General features: G+C 51.3%; 22 protein-coding genes. 19 read left to right on the forward strand and 3 right to left on the reverse strand.

From position 1 onward, the window contains the following. Positions 1 to 3: 3 nt before the first annotated feature. The 13 genes from BN54_RS00250 to BN54_RS00310 all read left to right on the forward strand — a co-directional run bounded on the left by BN54_RS00250 (position 4) and on the right by BN54_RS00310 (position 13,239). A complete protein-coding gene (locus BN54_RS00250; protein ID WP_019205111.1) occupies positions 4 to 240 on the forward strand; it encodes a hypothetical protein in 237 nt (78 codons plus the stop codon). Positions 241 to 259: 19 nt separating this feature from the next. Next, on the forward strand, positions 260 to 970 hold the full coding sequence (locus BN54_RS00255) for a 5'-methylthioadenosine/adenosylhomocysteine nucleosidase (RefSeq protein ID WP_019205112.1): 711 nt from the start codon (positions 260 to 262) through the stop codon (positions 968 to 970). Further along, positions 970 to 2,118: a cysteine desulfurase family protein gene (locus tag BN54_RS00260; protein WP_019205113.1), complete on the forward strand. Its 1,149-nt coding sequence runs from the start codon at positions 970 to 972 to the stop codon at positions 2,116 to 2,118. The genes BN54_RS00255 and BN54_RS00260 overlap by 1 nt, the downstream gene beginning before the upstream one ends. Positions 2,119 to 2,133: 15 nt before the next feature. Beyond that, positions 2,134 to 2,475: a hypothetical protein gene (locus tag BN54_RS00265; protein WP_019205114.1), complete on the forward strand. Its 342-nt coding sequence runs from the start codon at positions 2,134 to 2,136 to the stop codon at positions 2,473 to 2,475. Between the two features lie 131 nt (positions 2,476 to 2,606). Further along, positions 2,607 to 3,740 (forward strand): tRNA 2-thiouridine(34) synthase MnmA, encoded by a 1,134-nt coding sequence (gene mnmA, locus BN54_RS00270; protein WP_019205115.1) that lies wholly within the window; start codon positions 2,607 to 2,609, stop codon positions 3,738 to 3,740. 145 nt (positions 3,741 to 3,885) lie between these two features. Beyond that, positions 3,886 to 4,542: a histidine phosphatase family protein gene (locus BN54_RS00275; protein ID WP_019205116.1), complete on the forward strand. Its 657-nt coding sequence runs from the start codon at positions 3,886 to 3,888 to the stop codon at positions 4,540 to 4,542. 45 nt (positions 4,543 to 4,587) lie between these two features. Beyond that, positions 4,588 to 5,259 carry a tetratricopeptide repeat protein gene (locus tag BN54_RS00280; RefSeq protein ID WP_019205117.1) on the forward strand — a complete coding sequence of 224 codons (672 nt, stop codon included), beginning with the start codon at positions 4,588 to 4,590 and terminating at the stop codon, positions 5,257 to 5,259. Next, positions 5,246 to 5,506 carry a YrrC family ATP-dependent DNA helicase gene (locus tag BN54_RS00285; RefSeq protein WP_155818183.1) on the forward strand — a complete coding sequence of 87 codons (261 nt, stop codon included), beginning with the start codon at positions 5,246 to 5,248 and terminating at the stop codon, positions 5,504 to 5,506. The genes BN54_RS00280 and BN54_RS00285 overlap by 14 nt, the downstream gene beginning before the upstream one ends. Before the next feature lie 14 nt (positions 5,507 to 5,520). Continuing rightward, entirely contained in the window at positions 5,521 to 8,112 is a 2,592-nt protein-coding gene (recD2, locus tag BN54_RS00290; RefSeq protein WP_019205119.1) for an SF1B family DNA helicase RecD2, read from the forward strand. A 96-nt stretch (positions 8,113 to 8,208) separates the two neighbouring features. Next, the gene (locus BN54_RS00295) at positions 8,209 to 9,207 is read left to right on the forward strand and encodes a ribose-phosphate diphosphokinase (RefSeq protein ID WP_019205120.1); all 999 of its coding nucleotides are present in this window, start codon (positions 8,209 to 8,211) and stop codon (positions 9,205 to 9,207) included. A 466-nt stretch (positions 9,208 to 9,673) separates the two neighbouring features. Beyond that, complete coding sequence (locus BN54_RS00300) at positions 9,674 to 11,203, forward strand: glycosyltransferase (RefSeq protein WP_019205121.1); 1,530 nt, start codon at positions 9,674 to 9,676, stop codon at positions 11,201 to 11,203. Then, on the forward strand, positions 11,200 to 12,708 hold the full coding sequence (locus BN54_RS00305; RefSeq protein WP_019205122.1) for a glycosyltransferase: 1,509 nt from the start codon (positions 11,200 to 11,202) through the stop codon (positions 12,706 to 12,708). The genes BN54_RS00300 and BN54_RS00305 overlap by 4 nt, the downstream gene beginning before the upstream one ends. 99 nt (positions 12,709 to 12,807) lie before the next feature. After that, entirely contained in the window at positions 12,808 to 13,239 is a 432-nt protein-coding gene (locus BN54_RS00310; protein WP_019205123.1) for an ArsC/Spx/MgsR family protein, read from the forward strand. Positions 13,240 to 13,398: 159 nt separating this feature from the next. On the opposite strand, the gene BN54_RS00315 is transcribed toward BN54_RS00310, so the two are convergent. Continuing rightward, positions 13,399 to 14,367: a diacylglycerol/lipid kinase family protein gene (locus BN54_RS00315; protein ID WP_019205124.1), complete on the reverse strand. Its 969-nt coding sequence runs from the start codon at positions 14,365 to 14,367 to the stop codon at positions 13,399 to 13,401. A 73-nt stretch (positions 14,368 to 14,440) separates the two neighbouring features. Next, entirely contained in the window at positions 14,441 to 14,653 is a 213-nt protein-coding gene (locus BN54_RS00320) for a DNA-directed RNA polymerase subunit epsilon (protein WP_019205125.1), read from the reverse strand. A gap of 159 nt (positions 14,654 to 14,812) precedes the next feature. On the opposite strand from BN54_RS00320, the gene BN54_RS00325 reads away from it, so the two are divergent. The 5 genes from BN54_RS00325 to BN54_RS00345 all read left to right on the forward strand — a co-directional run bounded on the left by BN54_RS00325 (position 14,813) and on the right by BN54_RS00345 (position 18,319). Further along, complete coding sequence (locus tag BN54_RS00325; RefSeq protein WP_040469760.1) at positions 14,813 to 15,247, forward strand: hypothetical protein; 435 nt, start codon at positions 14,813 to 14,815, stop codon at positions 15,245 to 15,247. Between the two features lie 73 nt (positions 15,248 to 15,320). Beyond that, positions 15,321 to 15,911, forward strand: coding sequence for an endonuclease III domain-containing protein (locus BN54_RS00330; RefSeq protein WP_019205127.1), 591 nt, complete (start codon positions 15,321 to 15,323; stop codon positions 15,909 to 15,911). Between the two features lie 96 nt (positions 15,912 to 16,007). Beyond that, complete coding sequence (locus BN54_RS00335) at positions 16,008 to 16,514, forward strand: Rpn family recombination-promoting nuclease/putative transposase (protein ID WP_019205128.1); 507 nt, start codon at positions 16,008 to 16,010, stop codon at positions 16,512 to 16,514. A 154-nt stretch (positions 16,515 to 16,668) separates the two neighbouring features. Further along, entirely contained in the window at positions 16,669 to 16,899 is a 231-nt protein-coding gene (locus BN54_RS00340) for a hypothetical protein (protein ID WP_019205129.1), read from the forward strand. A gap of 163 nt (positions 16,900 to 17,062) precedes the next feature. Continuing rightward, positions 17,063 to 18,319: a nucleotide sugar dehydrogenase gene (locus BN54_RS00345; RefSeq protein WP_019205130.1), complete on the forward strand. Its 1,257-nt coding sequence runs from the start codon at positions 17,063 to 17,065 to the stop codon at positions 18,317 to 18,319. 49 nt (positions 18,320 to 18,368) lie between these two features. Here the strand turns inward: BN54_RS00345 and BN54_RS00350 are convergent, their stop codons facing one another. Then, positions 18,369 to 19,913 (reverse strand): PucR family transcriptional regulator, encoded by a 1,545-nt coding sequence (locus BN54_RS00350; RefSeq protein ID WP_019205131.1) that lies wholly within the window; start codon positions 19,911 to 19,913, stop codon positions 18,369 to 18,371. Positions 19,914 to 20,076: 163 nt separating this feature from the next. Here BN54_RS00350 and BN54_RS00355 point away from each other — a divergent pair, with 163 nt between their 5' ends. Beyond that, on the forward strand, positions 20,077 to 21,399 hold the full coding sequence (locus tag BN54_RS00355) for a thiolase family protein (protein WP_019205132.1): 1,323 nt from the start codon (positions 20,077 to 20,079) through the stop codon (positions 21,397 to 21,399). Position 21,400 lies beyond the last annotated feature (1 nt).

Genomic DNA, 21,400 nt, shown 5'->3' on the forward strand with positions numbered 1-21,400 from the left:
AACATGCCAGAAGAACCATTAACCCGCAAAGAATACCGGCGCCGCCAGGCCCAAGCCGCCCAGGCCGCACCGTCGACTCCCTCCCCGCGTGATCTGAGTCGCGAAGCCCACTTGCAGCAAACCAAGCAGGCCTTGGAAGCTGAGCGGACAACGCGCTTAAAGCACCGGTTAAACTGGGCGATCGGGGGCTTGAGTGTGGCGATCGTAATTGTCTATTTGATCTTATTCTTTGTTGGATAAGCAAAACGGAGGAAAGAAAATGAAATTCGGAATTATTTGTGCCATGCCAGAGGAAATCAAAACGCTGACCGCTCAACTGGTCGATGAAAAAGTGACAACGTTAGGCGATAAGCACTACCACCAGGGGAAATTAAGCGACCAGGCCGTGATTCTGGTGGAATCTGGCATCGGCAAGGTGGAAGCGGCCTTGACGGCAGAACATTTGATTGTCGACTTTGGAGCCGATGTCGTGATCAACTCTGGCTCCGCGGGGGGAATTGGCGCTGGCTTAAAGGTCGGCGACGTGGTAATTTCCACGGCCACGGCCTACCACGATGTTGATGTGACGGCTTTTGGCTACCAGTATGGGCAATTGCCCGCTGGCCAACCCGAAGTCTATGCGGCTTCTAAGAAGTGGGGAGCAGCCTTGGCCCAAGCGGGCGCGGCCACGGGGTTGACCATTAAGCAGGGCTTGATCGTAACTGGCGATCAGTTTGTCGCCAGCCAAGCCCAAATTGCCAAGATCAAGGCCCACTTCCCGGATGCGCTATCCGCTGAAATGGAAGGGGCCGCGGTGGGGCAAGTGGCCTTTGATCACCAGGTCCCATACGTGGTGGTCCGGGCAATGTCGGATACCGGGGACGAACAAGCCAGCGGCTCCTTTGACGAATTTATTTTAGAAGCTGGGCGGCGTTCGGCCGCGATGCTGTTGCACTTATTTGCAGCCATGAAAGAAGGTAAGTTGGATTAATGGCGGAAATTTATCTTGATAATGCGGCGACGACGCCGATGACCCAGCCGGTGATTGACACTTTCGTCGAAAATCTTCACCAGGCCTGGGGGAATGCCTCAACGGGTTATGGCTACGGCCGGCAGGCCAAGCAGGTCTTAGAAGACGCCCGGCACGTGATTGCGCAGAGCATTCACGCTTTGGATGATGAGATTGTCTTCACTAGTGGGGGCACGGAAAGCGATAATACGGCGATTATTCAAACTGCCTTGACCCGCCAACATTTGGGCAAGCACATTATCACGACCGCGATTGAACATGAAGCGGTCCTCAAGCCGATGAAGTACTTGGAAGCCCAAGGGTTTCGGGTCACTTACCTGCCAGTTGATGCAGCCGGTCAGATCTCCTTGGCCGACTTTGAAGCCGCTTTGGATGACGAAACGATTCTGGTCTCGATTATGATGGGCAACAATGAAGTCGGCAGTCGGTTGCCGATTGCCGAAATTGGGGCCCGCTTGGCTGATCACCAGGCCTGGTTCCATACTGATGCGGTGCAAGCCTACGGGCTATTAGACATTGATGTCCACCGCGATCACATTGACCTTTTGTCGACTTCGGCCCATAAACTCAATGGCCCCAAGATGCTGGGCTTCTTGTACCGGCGGCGCGGGATCAACTTCCCAAGCTACTTAAAGGGGGGGGACCAGGAGACCAAACGCCGGGCCGGAACTGAAAACGTACCTGCGATTGCGGCCTTTGCCAAGGCGGTCGCCCTGGATACCCCGGCGGAAAAAGCCGCCCGCCAAGCGCGCTACTATGATTTTAAGCAACAGATCATCGCGGGCTTAACCGCGGCGGGGATTGACTTTGAAATCAACGGCAGTGTAGCGCCAGATAACCTCAATCACGTGCTGAACCTGTGGTTAAAGGGCGTTTCGACTTATATTATGCAGACCAACCTTGATTTGGCTGGGATTGCCGTGTCGGGGGGCTCGGCCTGCACGGCCGGCAGCCTGGAACCTTCGCACGTCTTAACGGCGATGTACGGGGCGGATTCACCGCGAATCAGTGAATCGATCCGGGTCAGCTTCGGGGCTTTAAATACCGCGGCTGAAATCGATCAGTTTGTCGCAACGGTGGTGAAGATCATTCGCCGGATCAAAGGATAAGTTGGGGGAAGATTGATGGAATACCAAGCACAAATCAAGTTGGCTGGCGATGCCGATACCTACCGGATCAGCCCGCAAATCAAGCCGTACACGCTGTTAGACCTGGGCTTTGAAAAGTCCAAGCGGGGCAATTACAAGTACAGTGGTTCTTTGGATCGCACCAATCCCTTTCAGCCGGCGGCCCGGCTGATCATTACCGTGGCTGGTGATTTGAGCGGCTTTAAGATGGAGACGGTGAATGCGACGGGATTCAATAAGGTCAACATCTTTACCCATGCCCGCCAAGCGGAATTTACTCTCCAGTACCACTTCATCTTGGATGAAATGGTAACGCGGGGGATTTTCGAAAAGATTTAAGCTGCCCATGAGCAAGAATAAGGGCTCTGCCATGACCTTTGGGCCAATCTTTGGTACAATGGTCGTTACTGGACATGCGACCTTCAATCGTAATTCGTTCCAGAATCTATGAGAAATGATGGTGAGAATGCATGGCTGATAACAGTCAAACCCGGGTTGTCGTGGGGATGAGCGGGGGCGTGGACTCCAGTGTCACGGCCCTTTTGCTCAAGCGCCAAGGCTATGATGTCGTGGGCGTCTTCATGAAAAACTGGGATGATACCGATGAAAATGGGGTTTGTACGGCAACGGAAGATTACAAGGACGTCGCCAAAGTTGCGAGTCAAATTGGGATTCCGTACTACTCGGTCAACTTTGAAAAAGAATACTGGGACCGGGTCTTCACGTACTTTATTAACGAATACAAGAAGGGCCGGACGCCGAACCCCGATGTAATTTGTAACAAGGAAATCAAGTTCAAGGCCTTTATCGAATACGCGACCCAATTGGGGGCCGATTATGTGGCAACGGGGCACTACGCTGACTTGATGCGCGATGAAAATGGTAATGCCCACTTGATGCGGGCCAAGGATACGCACAAGGATCAAACCTACTTCCTGTCTCAATTGGATCACTCCCAATTGGCCAAGGTAATGTTCCCGTTGGCCCACTACACTAAGCCAGAAATCCGCCAAATTGCCAAGGAAGCTGGCTTGGCGGTGGCGGATAAGAAGGATTCCGTGGGGATTTGCTTTATCGGTGAAGATGGCCACTTCAAGGAATTCTTGGGGCAATACCTGCCGGCCCAACCTGGGAAGATGGAAACGCTGGACGGCAAGGTCGTGGGTGAGCACGCCGGCTTGATGTACTACACGATTGGGCAACGGCGCGGCCTCGGCCTGGGCGGCACCAAGGAAAATAATGATCCATGGTTTGTTGTGGGGAAGGACATGGCCAAGAATGTCTTGTACGTCGGGCAAGGCTATGAACATCCCAACCTCTACGCCACCCACCTGGAAGCGTCGGACCTGCACTGGGTCGACGACGTGGTGACCCGCTACGGGCGGCATTTCCATTGCACGGCCAAGTTCCGTTACCGTCAGGTCGATGAAGGGGTGACGGTGACGATTGCGGATGATGATTCGATGGTTACCGTCGAATTCGATGATCCGGCTCGCGCCATTACGCCCGGTCAAGCGGTCGTCTTTTACGACGGTCAAGAATGCCTGGGCAGTGCCATTATTGACCGGGCCTTCAGTGGACAAAAGCAGTTGCAATACGTTTAAAATTTTGAAAGACCGGGCGCAACCGGTCTTTTTTACACGCTAAAAGGCGATAAAATTTCGGCTTTTTTGGTAAAAGTTGACCCGGGCTGGCGAATATTTGCTATCATAGACCTAGAATTTTGGTAAAAGGATTGATTGGTGCACGATGACGAAGCTTTATTTTATTCGACACGGCAAGACAGAATGGAATCAGCAGGGCCGCTACCAAGGGGCCCATGGTGATTCACCGTTGTTGGCGACCAGCTTAAAAGAAATTGATGCCTTGGCCACTTATTTGGCACCAATTCCCTTTGCCCACGCCTATGTTTCCCCGCTCCCCCGTGCGCAGGCCACGGCGCAGCGCTTAGTGGCGGCCTTACCTGAGCCAGTCGCGCTTACGACCGATGAGCGGTTGCGCGAGTTTGATCTCGGGCAGATGGAAGGAATGAAGTTTAGCGAGGTGGAGGCGCGCTGGCCGGCCCAGCAGGAGAATTTTCACCGCCACCCCGATCGTTATGATGCCGCCTTGGTCGGGGGCGAAAGTTTTCCCCAGGTGATTGCCCGGTTTAAAGCGGCGGTGCACGATTACGTGACCCAGTTTCCGCAGCAAAATATCTTGGTCGTCTCCCACGGGGCCGCGTTGAATGCGGGCGTCAATGGGTTGTTAGGACTTCCCTTGGCCCACCTGAAGGATAAGGGGGGCTTGAGCAATACTTCGACGACGATTTTAGCGACCGCCGATGGGGAGCATTACCAGTTGGTGCAATGGAATGAGACGGGATACTTACACAAGGATCACGTTGATCCAACCGATACGATATAAGTTCCGTGGTGGCTTAGGTCCCTCGGAGAATTGAGAGGTGTAAAGATGACAGAAAAAGTACAAAAGCAAACCGAACAACTCGTTCACCGGTTGGTCGAAGCGATCAATGAGGCACCGGACAAGTTCAATAACTACTACGATTTGGGCTCGTTATTAACGCGGTTGCAAGACTACGAACAAGCCGAAGAACTCTTTATGAAGGCGCTGGGGATTTTTGAACCCAAGGGGGACCAAAAGGCGGTCAACTTGCTGAAGTATGGCTTAGGGAATCTGTATTACTCCGTTGGCCACGTGGACCGGGCGATCAGCTACTACAACCAGATTGAAGATGCCAAGCTCAAGGGGGATGCTTACTTGATGTTGGCCCAAAGCTACATGAAAAAGCAAGCCTACAAGCAAGCCGTCGCCTATGGACTGACGGCCCTGGATTTGCGGCCCACTGATCCAGAAATCGCCCAAGTCCTGGGGGATTCGTGCTTGGCACTGGGTGAGTTTAAGCCGGCCAAGGACTACTATGATCGGATCTTAAAGCGGCACCCGGGGCGGGCCGATACCCAGTTTAACCGGGGCTTGGTTGCCATGGCGTTGGGCGAACCGTACGAATCTTTCCTGACGCAAGCCAAGCAATTGGATCCGGATTACTACGCGAAGAGTGAACAAAAGATTGCCGAAATTGAGCACACTTTGCAGGCGTTGGGCGGTCATGACGAAAAGTAAATCAACACCGGAAGGGTCATTGACGGGGGTGGTAAAGCGAGTCGCCTTCGCCGATGGCTTCTTTCGTATTTTAGAAGTAATGGTGCTGACCACTGACTTACCTTGGCCGCAGCCAATGATTACGGTCACCGGCCCCGTTGGCCCGGTCAGGGAGGGCCAGGTTTACCGGTTCATTGGGCATTTGACCACCAACCGGCGGTACGGCGCCCAAATGGTGGCCCGCTTTAGCGAAGCGGTGGCAAATTAAGAAAGGACAACGGGATGGCGTGGGATAAATTACCAGTTGAACACAGTGACAAGGTGACTACCACTGGGCCGACTTCGCTGATTGGCAAGGTCAAGGTGGTCATTTTTGAGCGGGGCTTATTTCGGATCTTGGCGGTTAAAGTGGAGGAGGCCAATTTTGAATGGGACCAAAGCGAGATTACCGTCAAAGGACAGCTGGGCGAAGTGGTTGAAGGTGATCGCTACGAATTTGAGGGCCGGGTGGTCGAAGATAAACGCTACGGCTTGCAGTTTGCTTCTTCGGGCGTGCACGTCGTTTTACCGCAAAATCCGCCCCAGTTAGCGACTTTTGTCAAATACCACGGGGTAACGCTGCACGCTCCCAAGAAGTCGAGTCAGGCGGTCTTCAAGGGCTTGGGAGAGCAAGCAATGAAGCAGGTCACCGATGATCCGCAAGTTTTAAAGACGGTGACTGGCTTTGGGATTGGCGATCAGCAGCGGCTGATCGATTTTTTTACCAGCCACGACTTTGGCAATACGACCGGGAAGATCATTGAACAACTGAAGGGATATGGGCTGTCCGAGCGGCTGGTCAACGTGGTGTTTGACCGCTTTGGCACCCAGACGTTGACGCAGTTGACCACTGATCCATACGCCCTGTTAAAGCTGGAAGATGGTGAGCTGGGCTTTGAGCGGGTCGATGAGTTGGCACGACGTTACTATCAGGTGTCTGTGACCGATTCGCGTCGCTTGCAAGCCGCCCTGCTGACCAGTACCCGACAGTTGACAAACCAAAGCGGGGACAGCTGGGTCGATCAGGAACGCTTGTTAAGTGCGGCCCTGCGCTTGGTCAGCCGCAGCGGGCAAGTCAGTCGCGCGCAGGTCAGTGCGGCCTTTGCCAGCCTGCTGACGGAAGAAAAGTTGGTGGCTGACGGGGAACATATCTATCCGGCGGCCCTGGATACGGCGGAATGGCAGATTGCCGCTTGTTTGCATGAATTGATTGAAAAATCAACCCTCAAGGCGCCGACACCCAAGCGCCTGCAGGCCAAATTGGCGGCAGTGGAAGCCGACCAGCCCTACGAATACGATCAGATCCAAAAAGAAGCGATCGAGCTGGCGTTGACCAAACCGGTCATGTTGCTGACTGGGGGGCCAGGGACCGGGAAGACCACGATTGTCAAGGGAATTGTCCAAACCTTTTTAAAGTTGCACCCGAAAGCCCAGCCCAGCGAAGTCTTATTGGTGGCGCCGACCGGCCGGGCCGCCAAGCAAATCAGTGCGGTGACCGGGATTGAAGCCTCAACGATTCACCGGTTACTGGGGTTGACGGCGGAAGTGACCGACGAAACGCTGGTTAATGAAGTCCATGATGAATTGCCAGGGCAATTATTGATCGTCGATGAAATGTCGATGACCAGTTTGACCTTGTTCGCGGCACTCTTGCGCGCGGTTGGCCCCAAAACCCGGGTGGTCTTGGTCGGCGACTTTGATCAGTTGCCATCGGTCGGGCCCGGTCAGGTCTTTCGGGACTTGCTGGCGGTTCCAGCCCTGCCCCAGATTCGCTTGAACCAGATCCACCGGCAGGCGGCGGATTCATCGATTATTCCCCTGGCGCGGGCGATTAACGCTGGGGAAGTCACAGCCGAGCTGTTTGCCCCGGCGGATCCCGCCAAGTATCAGCGGCGGCGTTTTTTCCGGGCGCCAATTACCGCGGTCCCGGCGATGATTACGGAAGCAGTGAAGCTTTATCACGAGCGCCATGGTTTGTCCTTAATGGAAATTCAAATCCTGGCCCCGATTCACGCGGGGCCGGCCGGAACCCAGTATTTAAACACTTACTTGCAAGCGCAACTGAATCCTGAAGCCACCGATAAACCCCAGGTCACCTTCGGCAACGGCCGGGTTTTTCGGGTTGGCGATAAGGTGATGCAGACGGTCAACGATCCGGATAAGAACGTCTTTAACGGCGACCTCGGGATGATCCAATCAATTGAAGGGACGACTGCGGAACATACCAACCGCCAGAGCAAGGCGGCCTTAAAATTAATCGTTGATTTTGACGGCACAGAAGTTGAGTACACCCGGCCGCAAGACGTGGGGGCCTTGCAGTTGGCCTACTGTATGACGATTCATAAGGCCCAGGGGAGCCAGGCGGCGGTCGTTATCTTGCCGCTGGTGCCGGATTATTTTCCGGCGAGTCCGAACGCCCCGACGATTATGCAGCGCAATTTACTGTACACGGCAGTGACCCGGGCCGCCCGGGCCTTGATGCTGATTGGCGACCCCCAGGCCTTTGTCTACTGTGCCAATACGCCGCCCAACTACCGGCATACGACCCTGACGGAGCGGGTGGCCGCGGCCTTTGCGGGCGAAGCCCAACCACCAACGGCGCCAAAAGGGCCGCGTGCGGCGGAACCTGACGACCCTAGTACGGTAGCCAGCCCGGCCGAAGTTGCCGATCCGAACCTTTCGACCGGGGCGGATGCCTTGCCGTTTGACCACCAAACCCCACAGGTGGCATCACCGGCTTCGGTTGATCCTGTCGAATTAACGCCGGCGTTGGTCGAAGCCCAGACCATCGATCCCATGATCGGGATGGGCGACCTTTCACCCGCGGATTGTTAGGTCAAGATTGGTCTCACATTGCGCTTGCAATTAGACCAGGGAATTGTGATAATAATTGGTGAATTGGTGTAATTGTTGATCAGAAGGGTGGAAAAGATGACGGAATTGAAAAATGCGGCGCAAGTGCGTCTGTTTGCTTTAAACTCAAACCGGCCCCTGGCCGAAAAGGTCTCTGAGCTGTTGGGTTTGCCACTGAATGAATGCACGGTCAGTCACTTTGCCGACGGGGAAATTGCGGTGACGATTGACGAAAGTGTGCGGGGCTGTGAAGTCTACGTAATCCAAGCCGTTTCCGATCCGGTGAACACAAACCTGATGGAACTGCTGATCATGGTGGATGCCTTGCGGCGGGCCAGTGCCAAGAAGGTTAACGTCGTGATGCCATACTACGGGTACGCGCGCCAAGACCGCAAGGCCCGCTCCCGTGAACCAATTACGGCTAAGTTGGTAGCCAACCTCTTGGAAATGGACCAAATCGACCGGTTGATCACGATCGACCTGCACGCTCCGCAAGTGCAAGGGTTCTTTGATATTCCAGTTGACCACTTGATGGCGGCGCCGACCTTGATCCAATACTTCTTGGACCAAGGGTTAAGTGAGAACGTCGTGATCGTGGCGCCCGACCATGCGGGGGTTAACTTAGTGCGGCGCTTTGCGGAATTAATTGGCGGGGCCCCAATTGCCATCGTGGACAAGCGGACCGAAGACAACCGGACCGCCGGTGGTGAAGAACACATTCCAGATATGATTATCGGGGACGTGAAGGGGAAGACGGCGATTGTCGTCGATGACATCGTAGATACCGGCCACCGGATGACGGCTTCGGCAGCCCTGTTAAAGAAGTTTGGTGCCAAAGACATCTACGGGGTGGCGACTCACGCCGTGTTGTCGGGGGAGGCCGCGGCCGAACTGCAGGCTTCTGATCTGAAGCAAGTGGTGGTAACCGACACGATCAAGTTGCCCGCCGCCAAGCAATTTGACAAGCTGGTGCAATTGTCAGTGGCGCCCCTGATTAAGGGGGCCTTGGTCCGGATTCACAACCATGAATCAATTCATGACCTCTACAAGTTGCCCGCTCACCAAAATGACCAATAATAACTAAACCGTAGTTCAGCAGCTGCACCGGATAATTTGATCTGGTGCAGCTGCTTTGGCGTTAAGGGGCCAATTTTTGGGCGGCTTGTGAACCAGTCGAATTATTGGACCCCGTTAAGCCCGTGGTGACTGCTTTTAATGGTGAAGTTAAAAAAGTTTGTGAAATAAAGTTAAAATTTGTCCTGTTTCGCGTATATATAATTAGGGAGGAAGCTCCCGAGTAAAAGCACCAGGTGCGCTTGAATTCCGCCGGGGATTATGATATTAAGGTAACAACGGGTGGCAAGACCACCATGTACTCACTGTCAGTGGCGGACCAATAATCATTCAGTTCACGACCAAAAGCCGGGGCAGGAGCTTACTGCCCCGGCTTTTTTGAAAATTCCGCGCTCGTTCATCATTACCTCATCAACTCTTGGTAAGCTAGGACGGTGAACGAAGGCGGTTTAACCAGAAAGGATTGCATATGCTGTATTTCTTGAATGACAACTTCCAAGAGAATAAATCGGGGATCGAACACGCCCAGTTAAAGCGTTTAAAATTATTTAAGCACTTTAACCAACCAGCTAAGATTGTGACCCGGCAGTACTCAAATGAATTTGCCCAGGTGATGGCCCACGCTGGTGTGGCGCCCGAAGATTACGTCAACTTATTTGACTACTTCCAAGAAGCCGTTGCTGTGCCCAGCAAAGCAGTGACCTTAGCCGATTTGCACCTCGACCCGAAGTGGCAAAAGAAGGCTGACGGGATCAACTATAACTTCTACCAACACGGCCAACGGGTGATGTACGTTCGCCGGCGCGACAACGCTCAAAAGACAATCATCAACCAACAAATCTTTGACCGCTTTGGCAAGCTGGTCAAGGTTGTCTGGTACGACGTCCGGGGCTTTAAATCGGTTGAACAGCTTTATGATTGGAACAATCAGATAACGACCGAAAACTACTACACCCCGACCGGCCGGCTCGCTTTGAGCAAGTTTCACTTCAAAAACCGCCGCGATCAGGACCTGGTCAGCTACCACCTCAATTTCCGCGGCCAGGACTACCACTTCAATGGGCTCGATGAATTGACCAGCTTCTTTTACGACCAAATTGTCGTCGATCCGGCCATCAACGAAGGCCAAAAGGTCGGGCTGATCGTCGACCGGGTCTTTGAAATTGGCTGGGCGGTCTTGCACATGCGCCGGCGGGTATTCCGGGTGATGCAGTTGCACAACGACCAGGTTATTAATAATGACGACATTCTGCACTCGGCTTTGAACTTTAACTACGACTGGGGGTTAAAGAACGCCGCCGCTTGGGATGGGATCGGTGTGTTGACCCCGCACCAAGAAGAGGACGTGAAGGCCCGGTGGCAAGATTCGAAGGTCTACATGGTACCTAGTGCGATCGTCCCGGATGAAGTACTCAACGCGCCACGCGTCGACTTTGCCAGCCGCCAGTTGCACCAAGTCGTCGTCGTGGCCCGGTTGTCGCCAGAAAAGCAGCAGGATCACCTTTTGAAGGTGTGGCCGAAAGTCTTGGCGGCGGTACCGGATGCCCAGTTGGACCTCTGGGGGTATGCCAACGACAAGTTTGACGAGACCTTAAAACAAATCGTGGCCGAAGAAGGAATCGAGCAATCAGTCCACTTCCGCGGCTATGCCGAACAGGTGCCGGAAATTGATCAAAAAGCCCAGTTGATGGTCCTGCCGACCCGGGGCGAAGGCTTGGCAATGGCCCTGGTCGAAGCCTTGTCCTACGGGCTACCGGTAATTGCCAACGATGTTCCGTACGGCCCTAGTGACATCGTGGTCGATGGCCATTCCGGCTACCTAACCGAAAATGGCAACCTCGACCAGCTGGCGGCCAAGATTATCGACCTGCTCAGCGATCAGGACAAATTAGCCCGCTTTAGTGAAGGGGCTTACGAGGATGCCCACCGGTATTCCGAGGACAACATCATGGCGGCATATCAGACAATCATTAATGATTTAGCGGGGTGGCAAGCATGAGATACTTTGTCAATGAATATATTTTTGAGCGCAATTCCAGCGTGGAGCACACGGAGTTTAAACGCTTAGCACTCTTTAAGCGGCACGGGGAACCCGCTAAGCTGGCTTTGACGGGCCACGCGCTGAACCTTGCGCAAACCTTAGCGGAATTGGGCTTGACCTATGAACAAGTGGTGACCTTGCATGATTTCTTTGGGGATGCGCAAAACGTCACGGCTAAAGAGCTCCACGTTGAAGACCTCCACTTGCCGGCCGCTTATTTAGTCGGCAGTGGTAACAATTTCCGCGTCGCTAAGGTAGGGAGCCAAGTGATCTGTGAAATTCACTTCTTCGGGGGCACCTTTGGCCAGGTCGAACACGTTGATTGGTATGATCAAACTGGCCAGCTGACGATGATCCAACGCTACGACCTGCGGGGCTTTAAGGCACTGGAAGAATTTTACGGCACCAAGAATGGGGAAAAGTACTACGTCCGTTACTACCGGCCGGATGGGACGGTGTATTTGGAATCCTACTTTGTTGAATCGACGGCGGGGACGGCCCTGAACTCGCGCCTGGTCTTACGGGATTACCAGGGGCAGGATTATTACTTTGAGCATGCCGATGAACTAACCGCCTTTTTCTTTGATGAATTAAACCGGCAGGCCGGCGGGCAGGCGACCTTTATTGCCGACCGGCCCGGGACGGTTGTTCACCCGCTTTTGCTGATGAAGGCCAAGCGGGCCCAGCGCTTTTTGTGGTTGGCCACCAACCACGTGGCCGGTGGTCAGGACCCACTTACCGCGCCGTTTCTAGGGATTTATGCGGAAGCCTTGGCCAAGCAAAACCTCAAGGCGTGGACCGGGATTTTGGTGCCCACGGCGGCCCAAACCGCGGCCTTGCGCCAACGTCTTGGTAAGAAAGCCAAGCTCTACACCTTGCCGTCCACCAGTGACCCAGTCGCGCCGGCCATTCCCTTTGACCAACGCCAAAGCGGCTTGGTAATTGCCGTGGGTCGGACCGGCGAAGATAAGGGGACGCCAGCCTTGATTTCGGCCTTTGCGACCGTCCACCAGGCCCTGCCGACGGCGCGGTTGAAGATTTATGGCTATGGCGGCGACCACGAAGCCTACCAAGCCCAAATTGAAGCCGCGGGTCTGCAAGGAGTGGTCGAATTAGCCGATTACGTACTAGATCCGGCACCCGCATATGATCAGGCCCAGCTCCTGGTTGATGCCAGCGATAGTGACAACCGGCCCCTAGCGATGGGCGAAGCGCTGGCGCACGGGTTGCCAGTCTTGAGTTACGATTACCCGTATGGCCCCCGGGAATTAGTCGAAGCGGGGGTTAACGGCGAACTGGTGTCCAATGGGGATGTAGCGGCCCTGACCAGCCGGTTGATTGCCTTGCTGCAAGCACCAGACCGCCTGGCGACGTTGAGTCAGGGGGCCTATGCTCGGGCAGCGGATCCAAAGGCCGAAGCGACCCTGTGGGCAAATTGGCAGGCGGCCCTGGGGATTGACTAACGTTCGGAATTTCTAAAGATTTATTAAGTCGTTTGTGAAAAGACGTCAAAGGCGTGGGGACTTGCTACAATGGTGATAAACTATGAAGCGAGGTGCACGATGGTTAATCTTTATTTTCACACGAATGATCCGTCGAAGCGCAAGGCGGTCAATTGGCTGACGGCGCATGGCATTGAGGTCAAGCAGCGCAATTTGGAAAAGCAACCGTTAACCAAGCAAGAAGTGCGCCAGCTGCTGGCGCTGTCGATTAACGGGACGGATGATTTAATCTCTTTACGGTCGCGGGATACCAAGGCCCTGGAACTGGATAAAAAAGTCGTCACAATTGATGAATTGACGGCGGCGATTCAGGTCGCGCCACGGATTTTGAAGAACCCAGTGATTTTTGACCGGACCAAATTAGTGACCGGCTTTGACAAAGAAAAAATGGGGATCTTTATCCCGCAACCCCAACGGCGCTTAGAGCTGTCGCGCTTATTAGCCAAATTTGCGCCCAGCTCCCAGCCGAAGGGACAGGTAAAGTTTGGCTAGTGGGACCAAAAGCCAGGTCCCTATCAAAGAAGTTGGGAAAAAAGTCTTAAAAATTCAAAAGCGCTAGCAACCACGTTACTGAAAACGTTGATTGCTAGCGCTTTTTGTTGTTGCTACTTGCTAAGCTTTAGCCGAAAAGATAGTTTCTGCTCAGCCGCTTTAGTTCGATTTAGTTTGATGGTGTGGGATTTGCCAGAAGGGGTACGCAATGGTATCGAGGGTCAAATCGACAAAGCGATTGCCCATTTCTTCCCCGTCCATTTGGCCGAATTCCAAAGACGTCGTGGAATACCGCAGTTGGCGGCCCGCATAGCGGGTCGCAAAGCGGGATTGGGCCAGTTTGCCCCGGGCAAAGCACCACAGTTGGATGAAGGTGATCAGCCAATTTTGCCGTTCGGCGACCAATAATTCCAAGCCCGGCTTGGTCAGACTGGCTTCAGGCGCAATTTGAAAGCCCCCACCGATGAAGGGATGATTGGAGGCGATCACGATGTAAGCCTTGCGGAAAAAGTCGCGGTGTTTCCCGTTTTCCACCATTAATTCAAAGGGGGCTTGATCGTACAAGGCGCCCAAAGCATTGGCCACGTAGGAAAGGTGACCCAGGTGGAATTTATTCATCTTCTTTTTGCGCTTCGAGCTATTGGTCCGACTGACGATTGCAGCGTCAAAACCGATCCCGACGTTATTTAAGAAGTAGCCCTCTTCGCTTTTAATTCCTTCAACGTAGTGGCCCACACAAATCATATGCGGACTGGTGGCCGCCAGGATTTGGTCCAGGGCTGCCACGGGGTCCATGGCAATCCCAAAGCCCCGGGCAAAGTCGTTTCCAGTGCCACACGCGATGTAGGCCAACGGGAGGGGGTGGGCGTGATTAGCGGGACATTGCATCAAGCCATTGATTACTTCGTGCAAGGTCCCATCGCCACCGACAACCAGCACGATTTCCTCAGTTTGACCGGCAAGCCGCTCGGCCAATTTGCGGCTAAGGTAGATGGCATGGCCGGGCTCTTTGCTGATGTAGGGGGTGTAGGCAACGCCCCGTTGGTTCAGGGCGGTTTGCACTTTTCCCCAGGCACTGGCAGCATTGCCGCTGCCGGCCACTTCATTGATAATTACTGAAAAATGCATACCACAATTTTCCTCCGTTTCCAGGCAAAAAGGGACTGGGGTCTTTGCCCCAGCCCCGCTTTTCTGGATCCGTTTAGAACGTCGTGAGCTTGAAGGCCGGACTTTGCTTCTCGTATTCCAGCGCCTTGTCGTTCAGCAGTTCAATGTATTCAATGTTGTATTCCGTGTTGGCTTCCACCAGTTGGCGAGCTGCCGCTTCGGATTCGGCTTCAACGTAGATTGATTGCGTGTTTTCCCGCCGGGGAGTCATCGTCTTGTCAGGTTGGAAGTAGATCTTAAAAGTCATTCTTAACGCTCCTCTTCTCGTGGCCAAGATATTTAGGGCCGCGCTAATTTTAATTTTGTCAAATACTAATCTATTCTAGCACACTTCACCGTTAAAGTCGTCCCCAATCCGTCCAAAGCGTGGTATCATAAAGAAAAAGCAAGAAATGGGGTGGCGGGGATGCAATTAATTTTGACCGTGCTGATTGCCTTTTTAGTGGTGGCGGGTTTGTATCAGGTGATTCACCGGCTGTTAGTCAAGCGTGCCACGTTGATGGTGCAACGACAAGCGGCCGCAAGCACCGATGCGGTGGTCCTGCCGATTCTGCGAAATTTAGTTGGCCAACACGCCCCGACAACGTCGCAATTAGTGGCCGACGTGTGGGGCAAAGGGGTCTTAGTTTTTGAATACATTGTGGACTTAACCCAACTGACACCGGCACAGCAAGCGAGCTTAACCCAAGCTACCGTGACTGCGCACATACAAGCGCATGATCAAATGTATCAAGTGACTGACTGGTGGACCTACGAAAAAAACCTCCATATTGAAGTTGCCCAGTTGTCCAATGAAGCAACCCGGGAATACGTCCATGATTTGAAAAAGTTAGAACAGTAAGGTCGGCCGAGCTGAAATGCTCGGCTTTTTCTGTGCCCTTCAGTAAAATAAGGTTACGAATAGGGGAAGAGCAATGGAACTAACCAGGAACGATTTTAAGCAACTGTACCAAACCCTGCGGGCAGAATTGGGACCCCAGGGCTGGTGGCCGGCTGATAATGACGTCGAGATGTTATGTGGGATGATTCTGGTCCAAAATACCAATTGGCAAAATGTGGATCAATCCCTAGCAAACTTGCGCCAAGCGACGAATTTTGATTTAGCAACGATTTTAGGGCTGCCGGAAGCCGAATTGCAGGCCTTGATCCGGCCAAGTGGTTTTTACCGCAATAAGGCTCGCGCAATTCGGAATGTTTTGACGATGTATCGCGACGAGTATCCCGCGCTGCGGACTTGGGCGACGCCGGCATTGCGCAAGCACCTGTTGGCGATTAAAGGGGTCGGCTTTGAGACGGCGGATGTGATGCTGGTCTATTTGTTTGACCGGGCAGTGATGGTAGCTGATAATTACGCACGGCGGGTGGTCGCCGCCCACTGGGGGCTGACTATGACTTACCAGTCCTTATGGGCGGCCGCCATGGCCGATTTTCCGTTGACGGCCGCTGAAGCCAAGGAATTCCACGCCCTGTTGGATGAAGCGGGGAAACGGCTGTCCCGGCGGTGAAAATTAGTAAAAGAAGAAAAGTAATAAATCGCCTTTTTTCGCGTATATATAAGTGAGGGGGAATTTCCACTCAAATGTGAAAAAAGGGGGATTATGATGGGGAAGCCACGTCGTAAACGTCGCTATACGGCCGCGGAAAAGGTGGCCGCTCTACAAAAATTTGAGCAAGCCACGCTCAGTAATGATTACTTATTTTTTCGAGTGATGCAGCAGAAGGCCGCTTTGTTGCCAACTTTGCAGCGAGTCTTGCCAGAACTAGGGATTGTCAAAATTTGCCAGGTCGTTGCTCAGTGGCACTTAAAAGCAACTTGGCAAAGTAAGGAATTTATTTTTGCTGAGGATCAAGCGGGCAACCAATTCAACGTTGAGATGCAAATAGCTAATGAGCATAATTTAATTCAGCGCTCCTTGGCCTATTTTGCTGGGATGGTCAATAATCAATTGGATCAGGGGGTTAAATACCGAGATTTAAAGCCGATTTATGTGATTTTCTTTACGCGCTTTGATCCACGATCCACTGGGCTATCAACACCAGTTCGAACGATGCCGGATTATGGCGGGAGAGCATCAGCCGGACCGTCTTTTAAATTTTATTTATCTTGACGTTACGGCCCCAACTGCTCAGGTGAATCCGGCCTTACAGCGCTTATGCAAGTTTATCGAAACGGGGAAAGTTGCTCCCAATGACCCGTTTATTTTAAAATTAGAACAGATGCAAGCTAAAGCTAAAATGAATAGTGAATGGAGGGACGAGGCGATGAAAATTAATTTACGGGAACAAGATATTGAGTATCGAATTGAAAAGGGAATTGCACAAGGCATTGAGCAGGGAGTTATGCAAGGAACTAATGAGACGACGTTAAAGATGATTCGGGCGATGAAAGATGATGGTCTGGCTAAAGCCCAAATTGTCCGCTTAGTAGCCCAATCTCGTCAAATTTCAGAAGCTGAGGTCCAACGCTACTATCAAATGGCGATTGCGGGCTAGGTAAGGAAGATTGATGTGATAAGCCCTGCCTTCTTTTAGCTGATTGGCTGAAGAGGGCGGGGCTTTTATGGTTGAGATGGATAACTTTGAAACCGCTCTCGAAAAAGCGTATACTTAAACAAATTATTTATTGCATTATCAGTAGCTTGAGGGGGAATCGGTAATGGAAAAAAGCGCACCGTTAAAAATTGCTGTGGCCGGCACGGGTTACGTAGGCTTATCACTGGCCGTTTTATTAGCGCAACACCACCAAGTAACGGCGGTTGATATTATTGCCGAAAAAGTGGCGCAAATCAACCGTCGGCAGTCCCCACTTCAGGATGAATACCTAGAGCGTTACCTACGGGAGAAGCCCCTTCAGTTGACGGCGACGTTGGACGCTGCGGCAGCCTATCAGGATGCAGATTATGTCATTATAGCTACCCCGACGAATTACGATCCCCAGCAGAATTACTTTGATACCGGCGCGGTCACCAGCGTGATCGAACAAGTCTTGGCTGTTAATGCCACGGCCTGGCTGGTGATTAAGTCGACGGTTCCCGTTGGCTTTACCGCGGAAATGCGGGAACGCTACCACACAAACCGGATTTTATTTAGCCCAGAGTTCTTACGGGAGTCCAAGGCCTTATACGATAATTTATACCCGAGCCGGATTATTGTTTCAGCCACTTCAGCTAATGAAGATGAGCAAGTCGCTGCGCAACATTTTGCGGCCTTGTTGCAAGAAGGGGCACTAGCGCCGGACGTGCCAACCTTATTGATGCCACCGACCGAGGCCGAAGCCGTCAAGTTATTCGCCAATACGTACCTTGCCTTGCGGGTGGCTTACTTTAATGAATTGGATACCTATGCGGCTACGCGGCATTTAGCGGCGCAAAAGATTATTGAAGGAGTGGGGCTGGATCCGCGGATTGGCAGCCATTACAACAATCCTTCTTTTGGCTACGGGGGTTATTGCTTGCCAAAGGATACGAAGCAATTGTTGGCTAATTACGATCAGGTTCCAGAAGAAATGATTTCCGCGATTGTGGCGGCGAATCGGACCCGGAAGGACTTCATTGCCGATCAGATTCTCCAGCGGGTTGGTTACTATGACTACTCGGCTAGTGTGCAGTATGATCAGGCCCACGAAAAGCCGGTCACGATTGGCATTTATCGGCTCACGATGAAGACGGATTCGGATAATTTCCGCGAGTCCGCCATTCAAGGGGTGATGAAACGCCTAAAGGCTAAGGGAGTGCGCTTGGTAATCTACGAACCAACCTTGCCAAGTAAGACCACCTTCTTTGGCAGTCCAGTGGAAAATGATTTAGCTAAGTTTAAGGCGCAGAGTGCTTTGATTGTCGCTAATCGGTATCATGAAGAATTGGCAGACGTGATCGATAAGGTCTATACCCGGGATTTATTCCACCAAAATTAAAGTAGCAATAGCAAGTCCCTCAACGTTTGAACGGCGTTGGGGGACTTTTTTAGAGAAATTTAGAATCATTTGATGAAAGTTCTGGCAACATTCCCAAATACATCATGATTCGCAGGGAAAAATTACAGTTCATATAATCTTGTCCACTGGTGAAATCACAATTGGTGATCTGCTTAATCTTTTTGAGTCGATAAAGCAGGGTGTTTTTGTGGATATGAAGATGGTCGGCGATAATCTTGGGTTGACCAGGGTGAGCTAAGAATTCTCGCAACGTAGTTAATAAATCAGTTTGGTTTTCTAAGTCATATTTGTATACTAACATGACGCCTGGATGAATTAAGTATTCGAGCTTGCCGCTCTCTTTTTTGAGCAGTTCGAGAATTTGGAAAATATAGTAGTCCTTATAGTAAAAAAGGACAGCAGGGTCGTGGAGGTTTTGGCCTAAACGTACTGCAGTCACGGCTTGACGGTAGAAGATGGGGGTGTTTTCCAAATGAGTAAAGAAATTGCTGATGCCAGCTTTTAAGTGTTGAGCTGTCAGAAATTGTTTTAGATTAGCCAACTCATAGTCGCTTAATTCATGGTAGGCTTCTTTCGAAATTAAGAAAACAATCGAATTTTTGTAAACGGCAAAAATGCTCCCTGCTAGAAGTTTATGGATAGTAGTAGCGATGACATTTAAAGAAAGCGAAGAATTATTATAGGCGCCGGAAGGAATTACCATTACATAAAGATTAGGCTTCAATAAAAATCCTTGCTTAGCTAAGAATTCCGTAAAATCTTGGGTGTTAGTAGAAGTACCAGAGAGAAGATCAGCGAGAAAATACGAATACATGACGCCTTTATTATTAGCAAAGACTGCATCTTTTTGTAATTCATTAGCGACTAATTGGGCGAGGTAAGCTAGAAGCTCTAAATCAGTTGCGCGGAAGGCTTGATTGGTCTGGGTTACGATCAAATGGGCGACTTCAATGTTATCAATTTTGACGGCACTGACCATAACCTCAGTTTGTAAGTGGTCGTTGAAAAACTGGATGGGGGTGGAGTGATTTCGAATTCGCTCAGTAAGGTGGCTTTTATGAATGTAGTGGATACCAGGCGCATCAATATACTGCGATTGGGATGATTGCGCGGTAAAATCGGCAGAAGTGGCCAGATGCTTGTATTGTAAGTCAATTACGGCAACGGGATTGTTAAAAAGTTGCGCGGCAAAATCAATTAGCGCTTGGAGGCCTTGATTGGCAAAAAGGACTGAATTCAACGCAATTCGCTGTTGGTTTAAACGAACATCGGCCATAAGAATATCAGAAAGAAGATTAAAGAGTTGCACCTGTGAAAGGTGCGGGCAGTAGATAATTTGGGCATTTACTTGACCATAAGCAGCGAAATTAATGGCTGGCCCATAGCAAAAGATGATGGTTGGAGTTAGTTGGGGAGGTTTTGGCAAATTTTTTGTTGATGTGAGATAAACGGTGTTGGGTAAAAGCACAAATTGATCTGACGGTAACAAACGGAGATCTAAGACTGTTAAATTTTTCTTTAGGGTACCCCAAACTTTAGCGTTAGGAAGTTTCTTTAGCAGTCTTTTGATCAAAGTTTCGGCTTCGATAGGACCGCCTCCTTTTTAAAATCTTATTACTAATGGGTAATTGTGTGATAGTTAACAAATTGTTCGATTGCACAATGATGTAAGCGCTTTAATTGTATATGATAAAGACATCAAATGCAAAAGCAACTTAAACGGAAGGGTGGTCGAAATGGTTAAACTCGGAAATTATCAGCGCAGTGTCTCGATTATCGGGGTCGGATGTACGCCGTTTATGTATACAGTCGATCATGAAGAAACTAATGGTTTGACTGAAGGGGAAATGTACGGGTATGCAGCGCTAAAGGCGATGGAAGACGCAGGGGTTAACCCCCAAGACGTAGATTTTTATTTCCATGGTTGCGCAAGTCCTTTAAATGGTTCGAATTATTTGACCCCAAATGTCCAAATTGCCAATTGGTTCGGCATGAAGGGGAAAGGTTCTATCCACCACTCAGAAGCTTGTTGTACTGGTTATCTAGCTTTGGAACAAGCAGCCAATGCAGTGGCATCGGGAAAATATGATTGCGTTTTAACCGGGGCCGTTGAATTTGGCGATAGTACGCCGCATCCGGCTGACAACGTTGAAACGCCAAAGCATCCTTACAAGCGGGATAAGATGACCATGGAAAAATTCTTGCATACCACGGCTTGGTTATATGATCGGACCTATACGCGGAGTTTAATGGCAGGGCAAGAGTTAATCTATGATGATGCTGCGGAATGGTACGTGCGGACCCGGGGGTTAACGGATCAACAAATGAACGATACTTTGAACTGGATGTGTATCAATAATCGGCGGAATGCGTCAAAGAATCCATTAGCCATTGAGCGGCGAACCTATGAATCTTTGGCCGAAGAAGCAGGAATGCCCCTTGATGAGTATATGAATTCTCCGTATAACCCACGAATGGGTGAGTACTTACGGGCTGGTGGATTGGAATTAAAATGTGACGGTGCCGCAGCCGCAATTGTATGTGCAACGGAAAAGATTCCAGAAATTGCTAAGCATCTGAAGCACCAACCAATCGAAATTTTAGGGATTGGGAGTGCCGCTTGTGAAGCAACGACGCCGCATTTTGAAGTGCGAGCTACTCAACAAGCCGTTAAAGAAGCGTATGAGTTAACTGGTTTATCCGGCGACGACTTAGATCTCTTCTTTGCCAATGACTTTATTATTACCTCCCACTTAGTTTCCGCAGAAATTGCAGGTTATTTGCCAGAAGGCGAAGGCTGGAAATACATTTGTGAAGGCCGGACTGCTTGGGATGGCGATAAGCCGATCAATACTAATGGGGGACGGACTTCCTTTGGTCATGCGCACGCGGCGTCTGGCTTAGCGGATGTATATGAAGCATGTAAGCAGATGTGGAACGAATGTGGTGAGCGTGAAGTGAAGAAGATTCCAAAGACGACCATGCTGCGTGGCTACGGTGGGGCGCAAAATGTGGCTGCTGTGATCATTCGGACGATGGATGAAAAGGGGGCAAATTAAA

This window comes from Limosilactobacillus ingluviei str. Autruche 4 (assembly GCF_000312405.1).
Lineage (GTDB): Bacteria > Bacillota > Bacilli > Lactobacillales > Lactobacillaceae > Limosilactobacillus > Limosilactobacillus ingluviei.

Bases quoted from the DNA above. Each gene is read 5' to 3' on its own strand.
- recD2 (WP_019205119.1), top strand. From the start codon at position 5,521: ATGGCGTGGGATAAATTACCAGTTGAACACAGTGACAAGGTGACTACC.
- BN54_RS00305 (WP_019205122.1), top strand. From the start codon at position 11,200: ATGAGATACTTTGTCAATGAATATATTTTTGAGCGCAATTCCAGCGTG.
- BN54_RS00280 (WP_019205117.1), top strand. From the start codon at position 4,588: ATGACAGAAAAAGTACAAAAGCAAACCGAACAACTCGTTCACCGGTTG.
- BN54_RS00255 (WP_019205112.1), top strand. From the start codon at position 260: ATGAAATTCGGAATTATTTGTGCCATGCCAGAGGAAATCAAAACGCTG.
- BN54_RS00325 (WP_040469760.1), top strand. From the start codon at position 14,813: ATGCAATTAATTTTGACCGTGCTGATTGCCTTTTTAGTGGTGGCGGGT.
- BN54_RS00320 (WP_019205125.1), bottom strand. From the start codon at position 14,653: ATGACTTTTAAGATCTACTTCCAACCTGACAAGACGATGACTCCCCGG.
- BN54_RS00265 (WP_019205114.1), top strand. From the start codon at position 2,134: ATGGAATACCAAGCACAAATCAAGTTGGCTGGCGATGCCGATACCTAC.
- BN54_RS00345 (WP_019205130.1), top strand. From the start codon at position 17,063: ATGGAAAAAAGCGCACCGTTAAAAATTGCTGTGGCCGGCACGGGTTAC.
- BN54_RS00300 (WP_019205121.1), top strand. From the start codon at position 9,674: ATGCTGTATTTCTTGAATGACAACTTCCAAGAGAATAAATCGGGGATC.
- mnmA (WP_019205115.1), top strand. From the start codon at position 2,607: ATGGCTGATAACAGTCAAACCCGGGTTGTCGTGGGGATGAGCGGGGGC.
- BN54_RS00310 (WP_019205123.1), top strand. From the start codon at position 12,808: ATGGTTAATCTTTATTTTCACACGAATGATCCGTCGAAGCGCAAGGCG.
- BN54_RS00355 (WP_019205132.1), top strand. From the start codon at position 20,077: ATGGTTAAACTCGGAAATTATCAGCGCAGTGTCTCGATTATCGGGGTC.
- BN54_RS00250 (WP_019205111.1), top strand. From the start codon at position 4: ATGCCAGAAGAACCATTAACCCGCAAAGAATACCGGCGCCGCCAGGCC.
- BN54_RS00315 (WP_019205124.1), bottom strand. From the start codon at position 14,367: ATGCATTTTTCAGTAATTATCAATGAAGTGGCCGGCAGCGGCAATGCT.
- BN54_RS00260 (WP_019205113.1), top strand. From the start codon at position 970: ATGGCGGAAATTTATCTTGATAATGCGGCGACGACGCCGATGACCCAG.
- BN54_RS00340 (WP_019205129.1), top strand. From the start codon at position 16,669: ATGAAAATTAATTTACGGGAACAAGATATTGAGTATCGAATTGAAAAG.
- BN54_RS00330 (WP_019205127.1), top strand. From the start codon at position 15,321: ATGGAACTAACCAGGAACGATTTTAAGCAACTGTACCAAACCCTGCGG.
- BN54_RS00285 (WP_155818183.1), top strand. From the start codon at position 5,246: ATGACGAAAAGTAAATCAACACCGGAAGGGTCATTGACGGGGGTGGTA.
- BN54_RS00335 (WP_019205128.1), top strand. From the start codon at position 16,008: ATGGGGAAGCCACGTCGTAAACGTCGCTATACGGCCGCGGAAAAGGTG.
- BN54_RS00295 (WP_019205120.1), top strand. From the start codon at position 8,209: ATGACGGAATTGAAAAATGCGGCGCAAGTGCGTCTGTTTGCTTTAAAC.
- BN54_RS00275 (WP_019205116.1), top strand. From the start codon at position 3,886: ATGACGAAGCTTTATTTTATTCGACACGGCAAGACAGAATGGAATCAG.